This is a genomic window from Pseudonocardia kunmingensis (assembly GCF_006716445.1).
Classification (GTDB): domain Bacteria; phylum Actinomycetota; class Actinomycetes; order Mycobacteriales; family Pseudonocardiaceae; genus Pseudonocardia; species Pseudonocardia kunmingensis.
In genome coordinates this window covers 960,095-981,885 of record NZ_VFPA01000002.1, presented here as the reverse complement: position 1 = coordinate 981,885, position 21,791 = coordinate 960,095, and the positions used below count along the sequence as shown (strand labels likewise).

General features: G+C 72.2%; 22 protein-coding genes. 10 read left to right on the top strand and 12 right to left on the bottom strand.

All coding sequences use genetic code 11. From position 1 onward, the window contains the following. The first annotated feature begins 43 nt into the window (after positions 1-43). A complete protein-coding gene (locus FB558_RS20480; protein WP_142055829.1) occupies positions 44-919 on the top strand; it encodes a LysR family transcriptional regulator in 876 nt (291 codons plus the stop codon). A 97-nt stretch (positions 920-1,016) separates the two neighbouring features. Here the strand turns inward: FB558_RS20480 and FB558_RS45235 are convergent, their stop codons facing one another. After that, positions 1,017-1,181 (bottom strand): class I SAM-dependent methyltransferase, encoded by a 165-nt coding sequence (locus tag FB558_RS45235; RefSeq protein WP_142056611.1) that lies wholly within the window; start codon positions 1,179-1,181, stop codon positions 1,017-1,019. A gap of 41 nt (positions 1,182-1,222) precedes the next feature. After that, positions 1,223-2,446, bottom strand: a complete 1,224-nt coding sequence (locus tag FB558_RS20470; protein ID WP_211366705.1) for an FAD-dependent monooxygenase — start codon at positions 2,444-2,446, stop codon at positions 1,223-1,225. A 246-nt stretch (positions 2,447-2,692) separates the two neighbouring features. On the opposite strand from FB558_RS20470, the gene FB558_RS20465 reads away from it, so the two are divergent. Further along, positions 2,693-3,310, top strand: a complete 618-nt coding sequence (locus FB558_RS20465; RefSeq protein ID WP_142055826.1) for a dihydrofolate reductase family protein — start codon at positions 2,693-2,695, stop codon at positions 3,308-3,310. A 9-nt stretch (positions 3,311-3,319) separates the two neighbouring features. Here FB558_RS20465 and FB558_RS20460 read toward each other — a convergent pair whose 3' ends face one another. Both FB558_RS20460 and FB558_RS20455 read right to left on the bottom strand, forming a co-directional pair. Next, the gene (locus FB558_RS20460; protein ID WP_142055825.1) at positions 3,320-4,831 is read right to left on the bottom strand and encodes a class I adenylate-forming enzyme family protein; all 1,512 of its coding nucleotides are present in this window, start codon (positions 4,829-4,831) and stop codon (positions 3,320-3,322) included. A gap of 63 nt (positions 4,832-4,894) precedes the next feature. After that, a complete protein-coding gene (locus tag FB558_RS20455; RefSeq protein WP_142055823.1) occupies positions 4,895-5,377 on the bottom strand; it encodes a DinB family protein in 483 nt (160 codons plus the stop codon). Positions 5,378-5,620: 243 nt separating this feature from the next. Between FB558_RS20455 and FB558_RS20450 the strand changes: the two genes are divergently transcribed. After that, positions 5,621-5,773, top strand: coding sequence for a helix-turn-helix domain-containing protein (locus FB558_RS20450; RefSeq protein WP_142056608.1), 153 nt, complete (start codon positions 5,621-5,623; stop codon positions 5,771-5,773). Positions 5,774-5,851: 78 nt separating this feature from the next. On the opposite strand, the gene FB558_RS20445 is transcribed toward FB558_RS20450, so the two are convergent. Genes FB558_RS20445 through FB558_RS20410 form a run of 8 tightly spaced genes read right to left on the bottom strand, consistent with a single transcriptional unit; the run spans position 5,852 to position 14,375 of the window. Then, positions 5,852-7,411, bottom strand: coding sequence for an acetolactate synthase large subunit (locus tag FB558_RS20445; protein ID WP_142055821.1), 1,560 nt, complete (start codon positions 7,409-7,411; stop codon positions 5,852-5,854). After that, on the bottom strand, positions 7,408-8,553 hold the full coding sequence (locus FB558_RS20440) for an ABC transporter substrate-binding protein (RefSeq protein ID WP_142055819.1): 1,146 nt from the start codon (positions 8,551-8,553) through the stop codon (positions 7,408-7,410). The genes FB558_RS20445 and FB558_RS20440 overlap by 4 nt, the downstream gene beginning before the upstream one ends. Positions 8,554-8,600: 47 nt before the next feature. Then, on the bottom strand, positions 8,601-9,434 hold the full coding sequence (locus tag FB558_RS20435) for an ABC transporter permease (protein WP_142055817.1): 834 nt from the start codon (positions 9,432-9,434) through the stop codon (positions 8,601-8,603). Between the two features lie 26 nt (positions 9,435-9,460). Next, positions 9,461-10,261, bottom strand: coding sequence for an ABC transporter ATP-binding protein (locus tag FB558_RS20430; RefSeq protein WP_246106634.1), 801 nt, complete (start codon positions 10,259-10,261; stop codon positions 9,461-9,463). Further along, positions 10,258-11,232 (bottom strand): membrane dipeptidase, encoded by a 975-nt coding sequence (locus FB558_RS20425; RefSeq protein ID WP_142055815.1) that lies wholly within the window; start codon positions 11,230-11,232, stop codon positions 10,258-10,260. Before FB558_RS20425 ends, FB558_RS20430 begins: the two co-directional genes overlap by 4 nt. Before the next feature lie 13 nt (positions 11,233-11,245). Next, positions 11,246-12,010 (bottom strand): hypothetical protein, encoded by a 765-nt coding sequence (locus FB558_RS20420; protein ID WP_142055813.1) that lies wholly within the window; start codon positions 12,008-12,010, stop codon positions 11,246-11,248. After that, entirely contained in the window at positions 12,007-12,774 is a 768-nt protein-coding gene (locus FB558_RS20415; protein WP_142055811.1) for an IclR family transcriptional regulator, read from the bottom strand. The genes FB558_RS20420 and FB558_RS20415 overlap by 4 nt, the downstream gene beginning before the upstream one ends. Beyond that, positions 12,771-14,375 carry a hypothetical protein gene (locus FB558_RS20410; protein WP_142055809.1) on the bottom strand — a complete coding sequence of 535 codons (1,605 nt, stop codon included), beginning with the start codon at positions 14,373-14,375 and terminating at the stop codon, positions 12,771-12,773. The genes FB558_RS20415 and FB558_RS20410 overlap by 4 nt, the downstream gene beginning before the upstream one ends. A gap of 433 nt (positions 14,376-14,808) precedes the next feature. Here FB558_RS20410 and FB558_RS20405 point away from each other — a divergent pair, with 433 nt between their 5' ends. Genes FB558_RS20405 through FB558_RS20375 form a run of 7 tightly spaced genes read left to right on the top strand, consistent with a single transcriptional unit; the run spans position 14,809 to position 21,755 of the window. Next, positions 14,809-15,927, top strand: coding sequence for an ABC transporter ATP-binding protein (locus tag FB558_RS20405; RefSeq protein ID WP_142055807.1), 1,119 nt, complete (start codon positions 14,809-14,811; stop codon positions 15,925-15,927). A gap of 52 nt (positions 15,928-15,979) precedes the next feature. After that, complete coding sequence (locus FB558_RS20400; protein ID WP_142055805.1) at positions 15,980-17,353, top strand: ABC transporter substrate-binding protein; 1,374 nt, start codon at positions 15,980-15,982, stop codon at positions 17,351-17,353. Continuing rightward, a complete protein-coding gene (locus FB558_RS20395) occupies positions 17,350-18,123 on the top strand; it encodes a tyrosine-protein phosphatase (RefSeq protein WP_142055803.1) in 774 nt (257 codons plus the stop codon). The genes FB558_RS20400 and FB558_RS20395 overlap by 4 nt, the downstream gene beginning before the upstream one ends. Further along, positions 18,120-18,971 carry a metallophosphoesterase family protein gene (locus tag FB558_RS20390; RefSeq protein WP_142055801.1) on the top strand — a complete coding sequence of 284 codons (852 nt, stop codon included), beginning with the start codon at positions 18,120-18,122 and terminating at the stop codon, positions 18,969-18,971. The genes FB558_RS20395 and FB558_RS20390 overlap by 4 nt, the downstream gene beginning before the upstream one ends. Then, entirely contained in the window at positions 18,971-19,921 is a 951-nt protein-coding gene (locus tag FB558_RS20385) for a carbohydrate ABC transporter permease (protein WP_142055799.1), read from the top strand. Before FB558_RS20390 ends, FB558_RS20385 begins: the two co-directional genes overlap by 1 nt. A gap of 12 nt (positions 19,922-19,933) precedes the next feature. Then, entirely contained in the window at positions 19,934-20,833 is a 900-nt protein-coding gene (locus FB558_RS20380) for a carbohydrate ABC transporter permease (protein ID WP_246106633.1), read from the top strand. Positions 20,834-20,882: 49 nt separating this feature from the next. Next, positions 20,883-21,755, top strand: coding sequence for a MurR/RpiR family transcriptional regulator (locus tag FB558_RS20375; RefSeq protein ID WP_142055797.1), 873 nt, complete (start codon positions 20,883-20,885; stop codon positions 21,753-21,755). Positions 21,756-21,791: the final 36 nt, after the last annotated feature.

The following is a 21,791-nucleotide window of genomic DNA, read 5'->3' as shown; positions in this document are numbered from 1 at the left end:
CAGGAACAGCTGATTCTGCTGTCGCAGAGCATAAGCTCCACTTGTGAAGGACGTGACGCTGCGCCAGCTCGAGTACCTGGTCGCGATCGCCCAGGACGAGTCGATCTCCCGGGCCGCGGTCCGCTGCCACGTCTCGCAGGCCGCGATCAGCCAGGCCCTGCGGGAGCTCGAGGGTGCGCTCGGCGTGCAGCTGGCCGTGCGGCGCACCGCGAAGGGCGTCCACCTGACCGCGGCCGGCCGGGAGGCGGCGACCCGGGCCCGGGGGGTGCTGCAGGACGTGCGGCAGCTCGCCGGGCAGCCGGGCACCGGGCGCCTGACCGTCGGGTGCTTCCCCTCGGTGTCGGCGCAGGTCCTGCCGGAGGTCGCCGGCCTGCTGCGAGACCGGTTCCCGGACGCGCAGCTGGAGATCGTGGAGGGCTCGGCCGCCGTGCTGCAGGAGCGCCTGCTGCGCGGCCAGGTGGACGTCTGCTTCCTCTACGAGATGCAGCTGCAGCCCGAGGTGGAGCCGACCCTGCTGCGCGAGCGCCGGTTCAAGGTCGCCGTCGCCGCCGACCACCCCCTCGCCGCCCGACCCGACGTGCGCCTCGCCGACCTCGCCGACCACCCCGGCGCGCTGCTCAACGTCGAGCCCGCGAGCTTCCTGAACGAGGCCCTGCTGGCCCGCTTCGGCGTCGTTCCGCGGATCGCCTACCGCAGCACCGACGTCCTCGCGGTGCGCGCCCTGGTCGGGCGGGGGCTGGCCTGGGCGCTGCTGATGACCGAGGTGCCCAGCAGCCACGAGGGCCGACCGCTGCGGTTCCTGCCCATCGTCGAGGACATCGGGACCAACTCGCTCGTCGCCGCCCTGCCGCGCGGGGTCCGGGCGAGCGGGCTGGTCGAGCACGTGGTCGAGCACTGCCGAGAGGTGCTGCCCGCGTAGTTCGCGCACCACGACAGCGGCCCGTCGACCCACAACCGGCCGAGGTCGAGCTGTTCAGGTCGCGACCGTCGCGACCGCGAAGCCACCCCACGCACGCTTAGAGGGGCTCGACGGTGAAGTAGTCGAACACCAGCATGCTGCCCGACGCCGTGCCCGCGATTCTGCCCAGCGTGCTCTCGACCGCCGGGTGCTCCAGGTACATGATCACGCCCTCCCACAGGAAGACCGCCGGACGGTGTGGATCGAAACCGGCCTCGACCAGTCGGGCGGCGGTGACGTGGTGCGCCCGAGGCGGTGGATGGCCTACGGCGTGACCGACGAGGTGATCGGCGACCCGACGGGACCCCCGGAGTCCGGCACCTCGGCGTAGTCGGGCAGCTCGACGCCGTTGATCGCGCGCTCGACCAGCTCCATGAGCGCCTCCATGTCGGGCTCCGGGCTCGGCTCGGCGTCCGGCGCCGGGGCCTCGCGGCTCTGCACGTGCATCCGGCCGATCTCCTGGTTGGCCTCGACGAACGGGCGCATCCGCGCCTCGTAGCCCGCGAGCCCGGCTTCCGGGTCCCACCCGGCGGCGGCCAGCTCTCCGGCCAGCAGGTAGGCGCCGACCAGGGCCAGCCCGGTGCCACCCCCGGACATCGGCGACGAGCTGAACGCCGCGTCCCCGAGCAGCCCCACCCGTCCGCTCGACCAGCGGTCCATCACCACCTGGGCGACCTGGTCGAGGTAGAAGTCCGGGGTGTCGTCCAGGTGATCGAGGATGCGCGGGGTCAGCCAACCGAAGCCGGCCATCCGCTCCCGCAGCAGTCGCTTCTGGGCCGCGACGTCGCGGTGGTCGACGTCGAAGTCGGCGGCGCTGAACGAGAGCATGGCCATCGCCCGGGTGGCGTCCGGGAGGGGCCGCAGGCCTGCGGAGCGTCCGGACTCCTGGTAGTCGATCAGCCAGCGGTCCACCCCGAACTCGTTGGGCACGCTGTAGAAGGCCAGGACGAGCCCGAGGTGGCGGACGAACCGCTCGCGCGGACCGAAGACCATCGCGCGCAGCGCCGAGTGCAGCCCGTCCGCGCCGATCACCAGGTCGAAGCGTCGCCGGGCGCCGCCCGCGAAGGTCACGTCGACCCCGTCCGCGTCCCGGGTGAGCTCGGCGATTCGGTCCCCGAAGACGTACTCGACGCTGTCCCGGGTGTCGTCGTAGAGCACCCGGGACAGGTCCCCGCGCAGGATCTCGATCTCCGCGATGTACCCGTCGCCGCCGTGGTCGTCTGCGCGGAAGGTCTCCAGCACGTTCCCGTCCACGTCCACGGTGTACGCGCCTGCGGTGTCGGTGCAGGCGGCGCGCACCGCCGCGTCCAGCCCCATGCGCCGGATGACCTCCTTGGCCACCCCGCGCGCGTCCACCGCCTGCCCACCGGGACGCAGCCCGGGGGCCCGCTCCACCACGGTCACCTCGGCCCCCCGCCGGTGCAGCCAGTGGGCCAGCGCGGGCCCCGCGATGCTCGCCCCCGCCACCAACACCCTGATACCGCTCACAGCGCCCCCTTGCCCGTCCGGTTCGTGCCGTTGACGTGGAGTCGGCCCCGCCCTCGGTCCGCCCCCATCCAGCCGGTGAGACTCGGGCGCGGCCGGAAACTGATCGCCGGGCAGTCAACTGGATCCTCGCGTGGAGCGGGCACCCGCGGGGCGTGGCGATCAGGTGGTGACCACGTGGCCGACACGGGTGCCCGCGGTGCCGCCCGTCCGTACGTTAGTGATCACCGACGACGGATGGAGATCCGCATGTCAGAGACCACGAGCGCGGGAGCGGCCCGGAAGGTCGCCGCCGAGGTGACGGTGTCGATGGACGGGTACAGCAGCACCGGACCCCAGGACGACATGAGCTGGGCCATGGGGCACATCGCGAGCGGGCAGAGCGAGCTCTACTACGAAGGGATCTGGCGGGGTGTGAGCACCGCGCTGCTGGGCAGGACGAACTGGGAAGGCTTCACGTCCGTGTGGCCGGCGATCACGAACGACCCGGCCAGCTCGCCCCGCACCCGCGAGCTCGGCAGCTGGCTGGCCTCGGTGGAGAAGATCGTCTTCTCCACGACCCTGGAGCAGGACGACCTCGAGAAGGCGGAGTGGACCAACGCCCGGGTCTCTCGCGATGCCGCAACCGAGGTACGGGCGCTCAAGAGCGGGCCGGGCCGGGACATCCTGGTCCTGAACAGCGCGAGCATCATCCAGACGCTGCTGGAGGAGGACCTGGTCGACGACCTCTACCTGACGGTGGTGCCGGCGACCCTCGGTGGCGGGCTCCAACTGCTCCCCGACGGCTACGCGTCCACATGGCAACTCGCCAGCGCCACGGCGTTCCCCTCGTCCGGGGCGGTCGCACTGCATTACCAGCGCCCCTGAACCGCGACGTCACGCCGAGGGACCCGGGTCGTCGACCCGCAGGCGGAGCTCCCGTTTGAGGATCTTGCCGGTGGCGTTCTTCGGCAGCTCGGGCACGAAGACCACATCGCGCGGCTTCTTGAACGAGGCGAGCCGGTCGCGGCAGTGCCGCACCAGTGCGTCGGGGTCGGGATCCCCGTCCGCGACCACGAAGGCCCGCACGGATTCGCCCCACTCGGGATCGGGAACGCCGACGACCGCCGCTTCGCGGACAGCCGGGTGGGTGAGGAGGACCTCCTCGACCTCCCGGGGGTAGACGTTCGACCCGCCGGTGATGATCACGTCCTTGGCCCGGTCGGTCAGATGCAGGTAACCGGCCTCGAAGTGGCCGATGTCGCCGGTGTGCAGCCAGCCCCCGGCCAGCGTGGCCGCAGTGGCCTCGGCGTTGTTCCGGTAGCCGCGCATCACGACGTCACCGCGGACGAGGACCTCACCGTCCGCTCCGTCCGGCACGGGCTCGCCGGTCGCGTCCGCGACGCGGACCTCGACGCCGTGGAACGGGCGCCCGCACGAACCGGGATGGGCGAGCGCCTCGGACGCGGGCATGACGGTGATCGTCATCGGGGACTCGCCCTGCCCGTAGATCTGGACCACGATCTTCCCGAACACGTCGACCGCCGCCCGCAGGTCCTCCTGGTAGAGCGCCGCGCCGCCGACGACGATGCTCCGCAGCGTCGGGAAGGTCCGGCCGCGCGCCTCGTCGACCACGCGCTTCAGCATCGTCGGGGCGAGGAAGGCGGCGTGCGTGACCCGGTGCTCCTCGATCAACCCGACGAACTCGGCGGCCGAGAAGCGGGTTCCGGGCGCGATGACCTGGGTCGCGCCCCGGGCGATCGAAGGCAGCAGGTACAGCCCGCTGCCGTGGGTCAGAGGCGCGGCGTGCAGGTAGACGCTGCCCTCGGCGATCTCGTCGAGGTCGACGTGGTAGGCCTCCGTCATCGCTTCGAGGTTGCGGTGGGTGAGCATCGCGCCCTTCGGCCTCCCGGTCGTCCCGGAGGTGTAGAAGAGCCACGCCGGGTCGTCGGAGGCCGTCTCGACCGCGGGCACCGGCTCCGGGCCGAGGACGTCCTCGTAGTCGATCCCGGAGTCCGATCCGTCCGCCCTGGCCACGCGCAGCACGCGGATCCCCTCGGGGAGGCCACGCGTCGCGGCGGCCGTCTCATCGCTCACGACGACGGCGGCCGCTCCGCTGTGCCGGGCGATGTACCCGACCTCGTCGGGATGCAGGTGCCAGTTGACCGGAACGGCGACGAACCCGCCGTGGAAGGCGGCCCACAGCGCCTCGACGAGCTCGACCCGGTTGGGCATGAGCAGCAGCACGACGCGGTCACCGCGTTCGAGTCCGAGCCGGGCCAGACCGGCGGCGAGCCGGCCGACCCGGTCGCCGAGCTCCCGGTAGGTGAGCGTCCGGGAGCCCTGGACGAGGGCGATCCCGTCACCGGCTCGCGCAACCCCGTCACGGAGCAGTGCGGCGATGTTCACGAGGCCTCCAGCGTCGGATGGTACGAACCGATCAGCGCGGTTCCACCGGCTCAACCGTCGAGATCATAGGTGGTCGATCTGTTCGCGAAGGATGTCGCCGTGTCCTGCGTGCCGGGCGAACTCTTCTATCATGGCGAGCAGAGTCCACCGCATGCTGACCGTCCCTTCACGGGGATTGTCCTTCGTGTCATCGAGGTCGAAGCGGGCGGCGATCACCCGCGATCGCCGGCTCGCCCGTTCGAACTCGGCGATCACGTCGGCCAGCGATTCGTCGGCTGCGACGGCGAAGGTGCCCTCGTCCCGCTTCGAGTATCCGTCGCATTCGGACTCGTCGAGTCCCGCCCAGAGGCGCTGGAACCAGATCCGTTCGGCGGCCGCGGCATGCTTGATCAACGAAATCGGGGTCGTCAGCGACACGACGAGCCGTCGACGGGCGTTGACGTCGGAGAGGCCGCGTATCGTCCCGATCAGCGCTTCGCGGTTGCGATCGAGCATGTTCTCGAGGATCGCCCGCTCTGCGCCAATGGTCACCCGGTCAGCACTCATGAACTTCCACTCCGTCCTACGCGTTTCGATTCGAGGGACAACAGATTCAGCTCTGGAAGAAGCCGGAGAGGCTGATGCGCGAGAGCGTGTCGATGCGGGAAATGTGGACACCGCGACGAAGACGTCCGCCAGGACCCAGATGGGTCACTCGGGGATTGCCGACACTGTATCACAGTCCCGCTGACCCCATATCCGTTGTGCGAGGTCGCTCCGGCCGCGACCGGGCAGGATGGCGACGTGGAGATGCGGGAGATCGAGACGTTCCTGGTGCTGGCCGAGGAGCTGCACTTCGGCCGCACCGCCGAGCGGCTCTACCTCTCCACGTCGCGGGTCAGCCAGACCGTGCGGGCGATGGAGCTGCGCGTTACCGTGCCGATCCACGGCGGGGACTGGTGACGGGCGAGCGGGTGACGCTCCGTGATGTCACCGGTACTGCTCGCGGTCGCCCGACCGCCTGGCCCGTCCCACCGTGGTTCAGAGCAGGACCTCGATCACCGTCGGCCCACCCGCGGCCAGGGCCGCGTCGGTCGCCGTGGCGAGCTCGTCCATCGTCTCCGCCCGGGTGGCCTGCACGCCCAGCCCGCGCGCGAGCGACACCCAGTCGACCACCGGTGAGGTCAGGTCGAGCAGTGCCGACGCCCGCTCGCCGACGTCCTGCACGCCGACGTTCGCCATCTCGTTGCGAAGGATCTGGTAGCGCCGGTTGGCGAACACCAGCGTCACCACGTCCAGCCCTTCCCGGGCCTGGGTCCACAGTGCCTGCGGCATGTAGAGGCCGGAGCCGTCACTCTCCAGCGTGAGCACGCGCCGACCCGGGCACGCCATGGCCGCGCCCACCGCCACCGGCATGGCGTAGCCGATGGACCCGCCGGTGCCCGAGAGCCAGTCGTGCGGCCGGGCCGTTGCCGTCGCCGCGTGGAAGGACCGGCCCGTGGTGATCGACTCGTCGACGACGATCCCGTCCTCGGGGATCACGTTCGCCAGGAACGCCGCGAGCTTGTCCGGTGTGATCGTCCCGGTCGGCCGGGCCGGTAGCGCCAGCCCGGCAGGGCGCGCGGCAGGGCCTGCGGCACCGGTTCTGCCGGCGGTGTCCAGCAGTGCCCGCAGGGCGGGCTCGGGGTCCGCGCGCGCGTCGCACAGCTCGACGAACCGGGTGCCCGGCCGGGCGATCCTGCTGCGCTTGTCCGGGTAGGCGAAGAACGGGACGGGGGGCGCGGCTCCCACCAGCACGACGGTGTCGAACCGGTCGAACAGCTCCCGCGCCTGCTCCACCGGGTACGGGACCTTGCGGGCCGGATGGCGCCCCGCGCCGCGCGGGACCCGGGCGATGTGGGTGTTGACGAGCACCTCGGCCCCGGTCGATGCGGCGATCCGCGCGGCCAGCTCCAGCGCCACCGCGTTCGAGGTGCGCCCGCCGAACAGGATCGCCGCGCGGGGCCCGGCGTCCCGCAGCAGCCGCGCCGCCTCCGTCACCGCGAGCTCGTCGACGACCGGCGCGGGCGCCGGGTCGGCGACCGGCCACTGCGGCGGGACGTCCCGCAGCGGGCTCCACGCCGCGTCGGCAGGCAGCACCAGCGAGGCGATCTGCCCCCGCAGGCTCGCGGCCACGGCGGCGGCGCCGTCACCGGCCACCGCGTCCGCCCCGGCCGTGGTGCGCACCCAGTCCGAGAACGGCCGCGCCGCGCCCTCGACGTCCGAGGTCAGCGGCGCGTCGAGGGCGCGGTGGTACGAGGCGTGGTCCCCGATCACGTTCACCACGGGCGAGCACGCCCGGCGCGCGTTGTGCAGGTTGGACAGCCCGTTGGCCAGGCCAGGGCCCAGGTGCAGCAGTGTCGCCGCCGGGCGGCCGCTCATCCGGCCGTAGCCGTCGGCGGCGCCCGTCGCGACCCCCTCGAAGAGCACCAGGCTCCCCCGGATCCGCGGCGTGTCCTGCAACGCGGCGACCGCGTGCATCTCCGAGGTCCCCGGGTTCGCGAAGCACACCTCGACGCCGTTGTGCGCGAGGGTGCCCAGCAGCGCCTGCGCGCCGTTCATTCCCCGTCCTGCCCGGTCCACCCGGCGGCCTGCTGCCGGACCGCGGCCTCGTCGAAGTCGTTGTACCGCTCGACCAGGGAGTAGTCGACGATCTGGGCGAGCGGGGTGTCCTTCGCCTCCGGCGTGATGATCCCGTTCTCGGCGTAGAACGTCCGGGTCGCCTCGAGGTCCTCGTCGGTCTGCCTGCCGTACTGCCCTGCCGAGCCGCGACCGCCGGTGGTCTCCAGCCGCTTCGCCAGCTGCTCGGTCGCGGCGCCCAGCAACGCCGCCTCGTCCCCGCCGCCCGGCTTGGACGCGGGGAAGTTCTCCCAGTGCATGCGCACGGCGGCCTCCGGGTTCGCCTGCGCGAACACCATCCCCTGGAAGAACGCCCGCCACAGCGCTGCGATCCGGTCGGGCGCGGTCTCGACCGCCTCCCGGGCGCACACCATCGAGGAGGTCCCGGTCAGGTCGTTCGCCGGGCTCTCCAGCTCCACCAGCGGCTCGCCGAGCAGGCCCTCGATGACCAGGTTGGGACCGTCGTAGCCGGAGTAGGCCTGGATGTCGCCCGCCCGGAAGGCCTGCGCGGCCTGGGTTCCGTACCCGACGGCGAGGAACTGCTCGTCGGTGGCCTCCACGCCGGCGGCCCGCATGCCGCCCTGGGCGAGGTCGACGGAGACGCTGCCGAGCACGCTCACCCCGATGGTGCGGCCGACCAGGTCGTCGATGGAGTCGAAGCCGCTCGCCGCCGGCGCGACCGTGCGGAAGATGTTGCCGTTGGTGGTTCCGAGGATCACGATGCCCGGGTCGGTGGCGGCCAGGGTCATCGCGTTCGCGGTGGAGGCGTAGGTGCAGGTGGCCTGGCCGGAGCCCACCGACTGGATCGCGGCCAGCGCGCTCTCCACCGGCTGCATGGTCACCTCGAGCCCGCCGGCCTCGAAGTAGCCCATGGTCTCCGGGACCGTCGCGTAGCTCGCGGTGGCCGCGCTCATGGACTGGTCGGGCACTGCGAAGATCATCGGCCCTGTCCCGTCGCCGCCGCCCGCTCCGCCGCACCCGGCGACGGCGAGCATCAGGCCGACCGCGGCGGCGGCGATCAGGCCGTTCCGGCGCGGCCGGCAGCGCGACGAGATGGTGTGCATCCTGCGGATCGGTCGGGGCATCGGAACCTCGGGTTCTCGCGTGTGGGGCCGGGGGCCGGGGGTCGGGGTCACTGCCGGTACTTGCGCAGGCACCAGCTGAGCAGGCCCAGTGCCAGCGAGATGGACAGGCCGAATGCGCTCAGGATGATCAGCAGGGCGTAGGTGACGTCGATCGTCCCCGCCTGTGACGAGGCCTGGATGGCGAATCCCAGGCCCTCCCGGGAGGAGACGAACTCGGCGACGATGACCCCGATCAGCGACAGGACCGCCGCGGACTTCAGGCCGGGCAGGATGTAGGACAGCGCGTTCGGGATCTGCAGCATCCGCAGGCGCTGCCACCTGCTCGCGCCGAGCGCGCGCATCAGGTTGGTGTGGTCCTCGCTGACGTTGGTCAGCCCGACCATCGCGTTGACCAGGATCGGGAAGAAGGCCATCAGTGCCGCGATGACGACCTTGGGGGTCAGCCCGTAGCCGAACGCGGCGATGATCAGCGGCGCGATCGCGACCTTCGGGAAGGTCTGGATCATGATCAGATAGGGGTAGACGGCCATCCGCAGCGGCGCGGAGAACGCGAAGACGAAGCTCACCAACAGCGCGGCGACGGTCGCCGCGGTGAAGCCTGCGATCGTCTCGTACACCGTGGCCCACAGGTTCGGCCAGATCGTCCCGCTGGAGAACTGGTCGACCAGCGCGGCGACGACGTCGGCCGGGTGGGCGAGCACGAGTGGCGACACGAGCCCCTGCTGCGCCGCGACGAACCACGAGCCGAGCAGCAGGGCGAGCAGCAGCACCGACAGGATCGTGGCCTGGACCCGCGTCGACGCGTACCACCGCGCGGCGGGGGGTCCCAGGTCGGCGATGCCCGGTACCGGCTCGGTGTCGTCGACAGGGGTGCGGACCATCGGTTGGACCACGGTGTCCTCCGGCGTCAGTGGGTCTGGTCGAGGACGCGACGGGTGTGCGCCACGATCTCGTTGAACTCCGGGGCGGTGCGCGTCGCGCTCGTGCGCGGCCGGGGAAGGTCCACGTCGAACACGTCGAAGATCCGTCCCGGTCGTGCGCTCATCACCGCGATGCGGTCGGACAGGAAGACCGCCTCGGAGATGCTGTGGGTCACGAAGACCACGGTCTTGGGTTCGGCGCTCCAGATCCGCAGGAGCTCCTCGTTGAGGTCCTCCCGGGTGAACTCGTCCAGCGCCCCGAACGGCTCGTCCATCAGCAGCAGGCCGGGGCTCAGCACGAGCGAGCGGGCGATCGCCACCCTCTGCTCCATCCCGCCGGAGAGCTCGCGCGGGTAGTGGTGGGCGAAGTCCTGCAAGCCGGTGATCTCCAGCAGCCGCTCCACGCGGCGGGCCCCCTCCTCGCGGGAGATCGAGCCGCTGACGTGGAAGGGCAGCGAGATGTTCTCGGTGACGGTGCGCCACGGCAGCAGGGTCGGCTTCTGGAACGCGACGCCGGCGTCGGTCAGCGGGGCGGTGACCGGCCTGCCGTCCACCCGGACCGCGCCCGAGCTGGGCGGCTGCAGGCCGGCGATCGCCTTGAGCAGCGTCGACTTCCCGCAGCCGGACGGGCCGAGCAGCGAGACGAACTGCCCGGCCCCGATCTCCAGGTTCGCGTCCTGCAGGGCCGTGATCGTCAGCTTGCCGCGACGGAAGACCTTGCTGACGCCGGCGACGCTGATCGACGACGCCTGGGTGACCCGCTCCCCGGCCGCTGCGGTGGCGCTCACGACCGGCCTCCCGCGGGGGTGAGGTTCTGGGCGTAGAACCGGTGCCAGTTCCCACCCAGGATCTGGCCCGCCTCCCGCTCGTCGAACCCGCGGCGCAGCAGGGCGGGCAGGATCTCCCGGTGCGAGTGCGGCGTGGTGTACCAGCTGCGTCTCGCCGGCGGTGGGGCGATCCCGGCCCCCTTCTGCTCCCGGCGGGACCACCGGCCGTTGCGCATCCAGCGCAGATAGCCCTCGTCACCGTGCTGGTTGTGGTCGGTGCCGATGCCGACGCAGTCGACGCCGATCAGGTCGACCGTGCGCGCGACCATCTCCGACCACTGGTCGACCGTCTCGTGGAAGCCGCGGGTGATGTTGTGGTACATCGTCACGCCGAGCACGCCGCGGTTCTTCTGCAGCGCGCGCAGCACGTCGTCGGACTTGTTGCGGGGGTGGTCGACGAGGCTCTGCGGGTTGGCGTGCGTGATCGCCACGCCGCGCTCGGACGCCTCGATCGCCTCCAGGCTGGTCCGGTCACCGACGTGCGAGAGGTCGATCACCATCCCGACCCGGTTCATCTCCGCCACGACCTCCCGGCCGTAGCGGGTGAGCCCGGAGTCCGCGGGCTCGTAACAGCTCCCGCCGATGTCGTTCTGGATGTTGTAGGTGAGCTGGGCGACGTGCACGTCCATCTTCTTGAACAGCTCGACGTAGCCCAGTCGCCCCTGCAGGAAGGCCGAGTTCTGGAAGCCCAGCAGGATCGCCAGCTTCCCCTCGGCCGCGGCCCGGTCGATGTCGCCCGGCTCCCGGACGAGCACCGCGAGGTCGGCGTTGTCGGTGACCAGCTCGCCCCACCGCACCACCGCGTCCATGGACTCGGTGGTGTCCTCCCAGAACCCGCAGGTGACGGTGACGCAGTCGATGCCGCCCGCCAGCGTGTCCTCGATCGCCCGCCGGTCCATCCGCGAGCAGATCAGGCTGTCGATTGTGACCATCGTGCTCCCCGTCTCACGAGACGTCGATGAAGATCTCCCGGCGGTGCGACTCCCGCCCGAGCGGGTCGTTCTGCCGGATGAAGCGCTCGCCGTCGGCGGTCACCCGCCGCAGCGTGTCGCCGGTGTGGTAGCGGGAGAGCGCGGTGTCCACGCTCAGCGCCCGGTTCGAGGTGAAGTAGAGCTGCCACCAGGTCGATGCGGCGATCTCGACGCCGCGCAGCAGCGCGGCCTCGGTGCGCGTCCACGCCGCGGCGACGTCCGGGGTCCCGTCCGGCGGCGGGACGTGCAGCGTGCTGCCGTCGACCACCCGGGCCTCGATCCGGTAGCCCTGCAGCACCCGAGCGGCGGTCCGCAGCGCGGACGGGTGCCCGGCGCGGGTGACCCGGGCCTCCACCGGCCCCGTGCGGGCGGCCCGCGCGGCGAGGTGGTGGACGAGGAGGTGCCCGCTCAGCAGCAGGCTCGTCCCGGCGCAGTCCACGGTCACCGTCCGGCCCTCGCCGGTGAAGCGGGGCGCCCGGAATGCGGGGCGGGGCTCGGGCCGGGTGAGGCTCGCCAGGTCCTCCAGGGTGCGCTCCGGGTCGCCCGCGCATCCGGCGACGACGAACTGGCGCGCCCCGGGCACGGCACCCGGCGGCACCCCGAGCACCATCATCAGCCGCTCGGTGACGAGCTTGATCTCGCGCAGCTGGACGGTGAGCGTGCCCGTGACGCCCTCCGGCGGGGTGATCGCGCTCATCGTCGGGCGGATGCTCGCCCGGGCGGATCTCTCAGCGGTCATGGGCGGAACCTGCCTTCGTCCTCGATGTCGTCACGCGCACGGCAGAGGTGGTCGCGCATCACGTTCTCGTCGGTCCGGCCGCTCGGCGTGATCGCGCTCAGGGCACCCCGGCAGACGCCGCCCGAGAAGATCGGGACCGCCACCGCGGTCACGTCGTCGCCCGACCAGCGGCCGTGGATGATGGCGAACCCGTCGGCCCGCACCTGCCGGTAGCGTTCCTCGGGCGGCAGCGCGATCCCCGCCGCGCGCAGGTCGTCGCGGAGCTCGAGGCCGCCGTAGGCGAGCAGCACCTGCCCGGAGGCCGACGTGCTGACCGAGATCCGCTCCTCGCTGGACCGGCGTACCTGCAGTGCCCGGTCCGGCTCCACCCGCTCGACGATCCGGGGGTGGTCGCCGTCGAGGACCGCGAACGAGATCGGCTCGTTCAGCGCGCCGACCAGGGCGTGCATCTGGGCGCGGACCGCCGCGGTCAGCCCGAGCGCGGCCAGCGCGGCGTTGCCGATGGCGCAGGCCTTGGTCGACAGCACGTACTGCTCACCGTGCCGCGCCAGCCAGCCCGAGCGGACGCCGGTGACCAGGTACTGGTGAGCCACCCCGCGGGGCCAGCCCAGCGCGGCCGCCACCTCGGTGACCGTCGGTGTCGTCGTGTCGGCGACCGCTTCGAGGACCCGGAGCATCTTGACCGCGCTGGTGAGGGTCTTCGTCCCCGGCGAGGAGTTCTCCGCCCCTCGGGACTCGGTCTCCCCCACCGCCGCCCCGCTCACGCGGACACCCGGATCCGGTCCGCCGGGGTCTGCCACCACCAGTCGGCGCCCTCACCCCGCGCCACCTCCGCCCTCGTCGGCGCCCCTTCCATGATCAGACCGCGCAGGTACCGGTTGAGGTGGTCGACCGTGTTGTCCAGGCCGAAGCAGAAGGCGTTGAGGACGTGGATGAGGTGGACCGGGACGCACTCCTGGCTGCGCAGGTCCACCCGCGGGATCGCGTACGGCTCGGTCGCGAGGACCTGCACGTGCGCCACGGCCGACTCGAGCTCCGGCCGCTCGGCCAGGAGCTCGCCCACGGTCGCCGGCCGCCCGGGCTCCTGCAACGCCGCGTACAGCCGCTGGACCTGACCGGGGTGGTCGATCGACAGCTCGAACGTTCCCTCCGGGATCTCGTCGCGGGGCCCGGAGCGGGGCTCCTCCGAGGCCCGGGACTTGTACCAGGACCGGGTCCGCTGCTCCGGCTCGTCCAGCGGGAACCCCAGAGCCCACGCGAACGGGCCCGTGACGAGCTCCTGCAGCCGCGCGCAGGACATGAACGGATCGGCCTGCACCTGCTCGTCCACGACCAGGGTCTCGAGCAGCTCGTCGCAGAGCTCGGGAACCAGCTCCAGCAGCAGGCTGCTGAAGATCTCCTCGGCCTCCGGGGTGACCTCACCCGCGATCAGCTCGGCGACCCTGGCGCAGGGCCGGTCGGCCGCGGTCCTCCCGTCGCGGTCCCCGGCACGCACGGCTCGCAGCGTCTGCCGGACCCGCCGCAGGTCGAGCGCGATCTCCGGCCCCCGGGGGAACGCCGTGTAGGCCGACAGGTCCCGGTTGCGGTAGTCGGCCGCCCGCTCCAGCAGCGCATCCAGCGCGTCCAGCCGCGGGTCGTCCGGCGCGAGCTCCAGGGCCAGCGCGGCCGATCGGGCGGTCTCGAACGCCCTGATCCACGCCCCGACGAGCGTGGGCCGGTTGAACGCGAAGAGCACCAGCCCCAGCGCCGACCCGTTGCCGATCCCCAGCTCGCGCTTGAGCGCGGGGTCCAGCGGGCGGGCGAGCCCGGGGGCGTCGAGCCGCGCCAGGTGCTCGACGAGGTCGCACGCGAACTCGCGCATCATGTAGGCGGAGAGCATCTGGGCGTGGTACGGCAGCCGCAGCGGGTGGTCGTCCTCAAGCGAGCGGAAGGACCGGGTCCCGAAGGTCCCGTTGCCGTCCAGACCGGTGTTGCGCATGAGGTAGCCGGTCTCGCGGAGCCGCTCGACGTCCGGCTGCTCGCCGCGGGCCAGGCAGGAGCGGACGTACTCGAACAGCCGAGTGCTCTGGTTGGACCGGAACCAGACCAGCGTCCCCGGGCAGGCGCGGCCGGCGTAGAGCTTGGGCATCTCCTCCCGGGTGTGCTCGAGCATGCCCTGGTCGGGCTCGCCCTCGATCAGGGCGCCCTCCATGTCCCAGCTCGACCCGATGATGCGCGAGGTCCGGTTCACGAACCGCGGCTCCCGGGAGAACGCCGCCAGCGTCAGGACGTTCCGCCCGGTGTCGATGCGGTACACGATGCGCCCGTTCGCCCGTGCGTCGACGTCGATCTCGACGAGCTCGATCTTCCAGCGCTCCCTGCGCATCAGATCCACGAAACTGCGCGCCGCGCTGATGCGGTTCGAGGGCAGCGCACCGAGTCGGCGGGGCCGCATCAGTTGGTCGGGAGATCGCATCAGGTCGGGCGACGACGTGACCCCGACTCCGGAACCGGCGTTCGACTCGGCCGCGAGAGCCACGGTCCCACCCTTCTGTCCGACATTGTTGGACAGTGTCCGTCATTGACTTGCAGCGAGGGTACAGCTGTCACACCGCAGGTCAAGAGGTCGAGCCCGGCGGATCCCGATGGCGTGCGAGGCAGGCCGCGCCCGGCCCGAGTACCGGCGGCCCGATCTCTCGCTGTCAGGTCGTCACCTGCCGTCCATGTCGACGGCATCCCCCTGTCGGGTGAGCCCGGCATGGTTCGTAACGAGATGACGTGGACAAGTCGTCACCGCGTAACGAGGAGACGTAGATCAGGTGGCCAGAATCCAGATCGAGGGCCTCGGCAAGCAGTTCGGGGCGACGACCGCGGTCGACGCCGTCGACCTGACCGTCGAGGACGGAGAGTTCGTCGCGCTGCTCGGTCCGAGCGGTTGCGGCAAGACGACCCTGCTGCGGATGCTCGCCGGGTTGTCGGCCCCGTCGGCAGGCCGGATCCTGCTGAACGGCACGGACATCACCCATGCATCCCCGAAGGACCGGGATCTGGCGATGGTGTTCCAGAGCTACGCCCTCTATCCCCACCTGACGGTCGCCGGGAACCTGTCGTACCCGTTGCGCAGCAGCCGGGTCCCGCGGGCGAGGGTGGCCGAGCAGGTCGCGGCCGTCGCCGAACAACTGGCCCTGACCCCGTTCCTGTCCCGGCGACCGAAGGAGCTGTCCGGCGGGCAGCGCCAGCGGGTGGCCGTGGGCCGGGCGATGGTCCGCAACCCGGCGGCCTTCCTCATGGACGAGCCGCTGTCCAACCTGGACGCCAAGCTCCGAACGGCCACCCGCACCGAGCTCGCCGCCCTGCACCGCAGGCTCGGCGCGACCTTCGTCTACGTCACCCACGACCAGGTCGAGGCGATGACGATGGCGTCGCGGATCGTCGTGATGGACGGCGGGCGGGTCGAGCAGGTCGGGACACCGGAGGAGGTCTACGACAGCCCCGCGTCGGTGTTCGTCGCGACCTTCCTCGGCGCGCCGCCGATGAACGTGCTGCCCGCGACCGTCACGAGCGCCGACGGCCGGGTACGCGCCGACGGTGACGGGATCCGGGCCGAGCTGTGGCCGGGGCAGACGCCGCCGCACGAGGTCGTGGTCGGGGTCCGCCCCGAGCACCTGGTCCGGCGCGGCCCCGACGGCGTCGACGCGGGAATCCTGCTCGACGCCCGCGTCGAGGCCGTCGAGAACCTCGGGAGCGAGGAGGTCGCGCAGTGCCGGGTCGGTGACACCCCGGTCGCGGTGCGCGGCCCGCGACCGCTGCGCCTCGCCGTGGGTGACCAGGTGTCCTTGACCTGCTCGCTCGCCGACCTCCACCTGTTCGACGCCACCACCCGGCGCCGCCTGCGCTGGGTGGACGAGCCTGCCGAGCGCACCGTCGCGGTCGGCTGAGGCCTCCCCCTCCCCCCGAGAACCCTCCTCCGAGAACTGGAGCACACCCCTGATGTCTTCCCATGCCCGCCGATCCCGCCGCCGGGTGCTCCCGGCCGCGGTGCTCGCCGGCGGCCTCGCCCTCGCGGCCTGCGGCGGCCCGCCCTCCGCCGCGCCCGGTGCCGACGGCGCCGCTCCCAGCCTCGTCCCCGGCCAGCAGGTGTCGATCACCTTCGAGACCTACAACCTGCTCAACGCCGGTCCGTGGACCGACACGATCACGGGGCTGGTCGAGGAGTTCGAGCAGCAGCACCCCGACATCGACGTGACCGCCCAGGCTCCGGCGGGCGGGATCGCGAACCTCACCGGCAGCGTCCAGCAGCAGATCGTCGCCGGGAACCCGCCCGACGTCGCCCAGCTCGGCTTCGGCGACCGGGTGTTCGCCGCGCAGTCGCTGCGCGCGGTGAACTTCAACGAGGAGTTCGGCGACGCCGCGGTCGCCACCCACCTCGACGGCTCCGACGGCCAGCACCCCTTCCACGAGCGCACCCGCACGATGGGCGACGTCGAGGGCGACACCTACGGCATGCCGTACGTGTTCTCCACGCCGGTCCTGTTCTACAACGCCGACCTGTTCCGGGCCGCCGGCCTCGACCCGGAACGCCCGCCGGCGACCTGGGGCGAGTTCAAGCAGGCAGCGCTGGCGATCACCGGCGCGACCGAGTCCGACGGCGGCTACCTGGCCTGCCTCGGGACCGGCGCGGCCGACTGGTGCCTGCAGGGCGTCATCCGCTCGGCCGGTGGCCGGGTCCTCGGCGAGGACGGCAGGACGATCAGCTGGGGCGCGGGCGGCTCGGTCGCGGCGCTGGCGACGTGGCAGGACCTGGTCGGCAGCGGCGCCTCTCCCGACATGGACACCGGCGACGCGCAGGAGGCGTTCTCCCAGGGCCGCCTCGGGATGTTCCTGCAGACGAGCGCCATCCAGAGCGCCCTGATAGCGGCGGCGTCCGATACCGGCTTCGAGCTGCGCGCGGCCCCGATGCCCGCCTTCGAGGGCCACGAGGCCGTGCCGACGAACTCGGGATCGGCCCTGTTCTCCTTCTCCACCGACCCGGCGAAGAAGGCGGCGGCGTGGGAGTTCATCAAGTTCATGACCAGCAACACGGCGTACACGAAGATCACCAGTGGGATCGGCTACCTGCCGCTGCGGGTGGGTCTCGTCGAGGATCCGAACGGCCTGCAGCAATGGGCCGCCGCGAACCCGCTCGTCCGCCCGAACCTCGCGCAGCTCGACCGGCTCGAGCCCACCGTCGCCTACCCCGGCGACCAGTACCAACAGATCCTCACCCTGCTCACCGACTCGGCCACCGAGGTGGTCTACCGCGGAGCGGACCCGGCCGCGACCATGCGGGCCTCGCAGGAGCGCGCGCAGGGGCTCGTGCCGTGACCGCGGGACTCGAGCCGCCGCGCGACCACCAGGTGCCGGGGGCGTTCAACGTCCGCGACGTCGGCGGCTACCCGGCGGGCACCGGGCGGGTCCGGTGGGGGCGGTTGTTCCGCTCCGCGGGCCTGCAGCACCTCGACGACGCCGGGCGCCAGGCGTTCGCCGCCCTCGGCCTGCGCACGGTCGTCGACCTGCGCAGCTCGGCCGAGTGCGCGGCCGCCCCCAGCGCGCTGGACGGGACCGGGCTGGTCCCGGCGCACCGGCCCGTCCTCGGCGACGGTGGGTCCGCGTTCGCGGCGGGGACCGAGATCCCCACCCTCGCCGAGCTGTACGAGCACATGCTGACCACCTGCGGGGACGGCCTCGTCGCGGCGGTCCGCGAGCTCGCCCGCCCGGGCGCGCTGCCTGCACTCGTGCACTGCGCGGCGGGCAAGGACCGGACCGGCGTCGTGATCGCGCTGGTGCTGTCGGCCGTCGGCGTCCCGGACGAGACCGTCGCGACCGACTACGCGCTGACCGCGGCGCGCCTGCCGGAGTCGTTCTTCGCCGCGCTCCCCGTCCCGGAGCACCTCACCCCCGACGCCCTGACCTTGCTGCACGCGATCTACCGCGAGAGCCCGGCCGAGGTCATGCACCGGCTCCTCGACGCACTGCACACCGTCCACGGCGGCGCGGCCGCCTACCTGCTCGCCCACGGCATGACCCGCGGGGAGCTCGACGCGCTCACCCGCGCCCTCGTCACGATCCCCTCGACCGAACCGGAGCCCTCATGACCACCCGCAGCCTGCTGCACATCACCGACTGCCACATCGTTGTCGAGGGCGAGCTGCTGCACGGCAGCGTCGACAGCCTCGGAAACCTCCAACGGGTCCTCGACGCCGTCGTGGCGAGCGGGATGCCGACCGATGCGATCGTGCTGACCGGCGACCTCGCCGACGCCGGCGCGCCGGGCGCCTACCGCCGACTGCGCGCCGTCGTCGAGCCGGCCGCGGCCCGCCTCGACGCCGATGTCGTCTACCTCATGGGCAACCACGACGAGCGCAGCGCGTTCCACGCGGAGCTGCTCGACGACCCGGAGGCCGGCCGGCGCAGCCACGACGCGGTGCGCCGGATCGGCGGGCTCCGGCTGATCGCGCTCGACACCACCGTGCCCGGGCACCACCACGGCGAGATCGACGAGGCGCAGTACGAGTGGCTGGGCGCCCAGCTCGCCGAGCCCGCCCCCGAGGGCACCATCGTGGCGCTGCACCACCCGCCGGTCCCCGCGTCCGACGAGCTGCACGCCGCGGTCGGGTTCCGCGACGCGGAGAAGCTGATCGAGACCCTCGACGGCACCGACGTCCGCGCCGTCCTCGCCGGACACACCCACGCCGCGGCCGCGAGCATCGTCGGATCGACGTTCGTGTGGGTCGGCGGCGCGCTCGCCTACTCCTTCGACGGGACCGCCCCGGCCGGCATGCTGCGCGGGCGGCCGGCGCCGGCGTTCAGCCGCATCGACATCACCGACGGCGTCGTCACCGCCACCTCGATCCAGCTGCCGCCCGAGGGTGAGCAGCCCGTCTACGAGATGTCGACCGCGAAGATGGCCGAGCTCGTCCTGGCCCACTCCGCCGCGCACTGATGTTCGTCGACGCCGCGCCGGTCTCGCCGCGCGGCCTCGCCCCCACCGCCGCGCCGGCTCCGGCCGGGGCCCGGTGGTGGGCGCGGCTGCGGCCCTACCTCTACCTGATGCCCGCGGTGGCCGGGCTGGTCGTCTGGACCTACCGCCCGCTCGCCCAGACCGTCGAGTGGTCGTTCTACGACTGGAACCTGCTGCCGACCACCCCCGCCACCTGGGTCGGCATGCAGAACTACGCCGACGTGGCCGCGCTGCCCGAGATGCGCCAGGCGGTCGTGAACACCGGCTGGTACGTCCTCGGCATGCTGCCCTTCGCCGTCGTCGTCCCGATGGTCGTCGCCCTGCTCAGCCGGGGCGTCGGCGGGCGGGCCCGCACCGTGTACCAGGCACTCGTGTTCCTGCCCATGCTGGTCACGCCGGTCGCGAGCGCGGCGGTGTGGCGCTGGATGCTCAACCAGGACGGCATCGTCAACCGGGCCCTCGCCGTCGTCGGGGCCGACCCGGGCAACTGGTTCCGCAACGCCCCGACGGCCCTGATCGCGCTCATCCTGATCACCGGCTGGCAGATCAGCGGGTTCGCCGTGCTCGTGTTCGCCGCCGGTCTGGCCGGGATCGACCGCGAGTACGTCCAGGCCGCCGCGCTCGACGGCGCGTCCCGGGTCCGGACGCTGTGCACGATCACCCTGCCGCTGCTGTCGCCGACAGTCCTGTTCATGACGCTGATGACGGTGCTGCTGTCGGCCCAGTGGTCGTTCGCCCTGATCGACCTGCTCACCCAGGGCGGCCCGTCGGGCACGACGATGAACATCTACTACCTGCTCTACAAGTTCGGCTTCACGAACTTCGACGTCGGCTACGCCTCGGCGGCGTCGGTCGTGTTCTTCGCCGCGTTCGGGGTCCTCGCCGCCGGGCTGCTCGCACTCGTGCGGCGCTTCAGCTTCTACGACAACTGATCCGGAGGATCCGTGCTGACTCTCGTCGAGCCGTCGCGGCCACCCGCGCCCACGGCCCCACCCGTCCGGGACGCGCCCGCGACCCGGGCCGGCCGGACGGACCGCGGCCCGTGGTGGCGGGGCATCGGCGGACACCTCGTCCTGGCCGTCGCCGGCGTCGCGAGCGCGTTCCCCGTGTACTGGATGTACGCGACATCGCTGAAACCGGCCGAGGACGTGCTCGACCAGCGGCTCGTCCCCGACGCCGTGACGCTGGACAACTACGCGTACGTACTCGCGAACCTGCCGTTCGGCTCGATGATGCTGGGGACGTTCGCCATGGCCGCCGCGGTGGCGGTGGGTACGGTCCTGACCGCCGTCCTCGCCGCGTTCGCGCTGGCCCGGTGGGACTTCCCGCTCAAACGGATCATCATGCTCCTCGTGGTGTGCACGTGGCTGGTGCCGGTGCAGGCCACGATGCTGCCGAACTACGTCCTGATCTCCCAGCTCGGCCTGCTGGGAACCGTCACCGCGGTCGTCGTGCCGCAGGTCGTCTCGGCGGTGTCCGTGCTGATGCTGTTCCAGCACATCAACTCGTTCCCGCGGGAACTGTTCGACGCCGCGACGATGGACGGGCGGTCGCCGTTCAACACCCTGGTCACCGTGCTACTGCCGAACCTGCGCCCGGCGATCGCCGCGGTGTCGATCCTCGCCTTCATCTCGGCCTGGAACGAGTACTTCTGGCCGACGATGGTCCTGCGGGGCGGCGACCAGCTGATCCAGGTGGGGGTCCGGGCGTTCCTCACCTCGGAGGGCAACGACTGGAGCGCGATGATGGCCGCCTCCGGGCTGGCCTGCCTGCCGGTGTTCGCGCTCTACATCGCGCTGCAACGCCAGGTCGTGGACGCCTTCGTCCGTTCGGGGCTGCGATGATCAACGAACCGACGATCATCCGCCCCGCCCGCCGACGTAGCATTTCCGGGTGAGCCCGCCGTCGCGCGCGCCGTCCGAGGCGTTGACCCGCATCAGGGCGTTGTCCGGGCGGTTGGTGGCGAGCGAGCAGCGGGTCGCGACCGTGCTCCTGGAACAACCCGAGCGGGTCCTCGACTGGTCGGTCGCCGACGTCGCCGAGGCGGCCAGCACCTCGACCGCGACCGTCGTGCGGGCGTGCAAGAGCCTCGGTTTCACCGGGTTCCAGCAACTGCGCCTCGTACTCGCCAGGGAGCTGCCGGACCGACCGCCGCTGCCGCAGCCCACGACCGCGGCCGCGGTCTTCGCCACCGCCATCGAGAGCCTCCGCCTCGGCGCGGACATGGTCGACCAGACCCAGGTGGACCGCGCCGCCGACGCCCTCGCCTCCGCGGGACGCCGACTGTTCGTCGGCACCGGCGCGTCCGCGCCACCGGTTCAGGACGCCGCCCTGCGGTTCGTCTGCAGCGGCCGGCCGACCGAAGCCCCGGCCGACAACGTCACCCAGCAGCTCACAGCACGGCTCCTGGTCCCCGGCGACGTCTGCCTCGCCGTGAGCCACAGCGGCGCGAACCGGCCGACCCTGGTCGCCGTGGCCGCCGCGAACGAGGCGGGCGCCACCACGATCGGCGTCTCCAGCTACGCCGACTCACCGCTGATGCAGGACGTCGACATCCCCCTCGTCGCCGGAACGGCCACCGACCCGGCCGAGATGGACGTCATCACCGGCCGCATCTCCCACATGCTCCTGCTGCACGCGCTCCAGGTCAGCGTCGCACTCCGCGATCCGGAGACCAGCAACGCCGCACAAGCGAAGCTGGCGGGAGTGCTCGACGGGCTGACCGCGCAGCCGGCTCGTGCCCTCCGGAGGAGCTGGACGCTCTGACCCGGCCGTGATCCCCAGCGCGAAGTCACGCAGTCG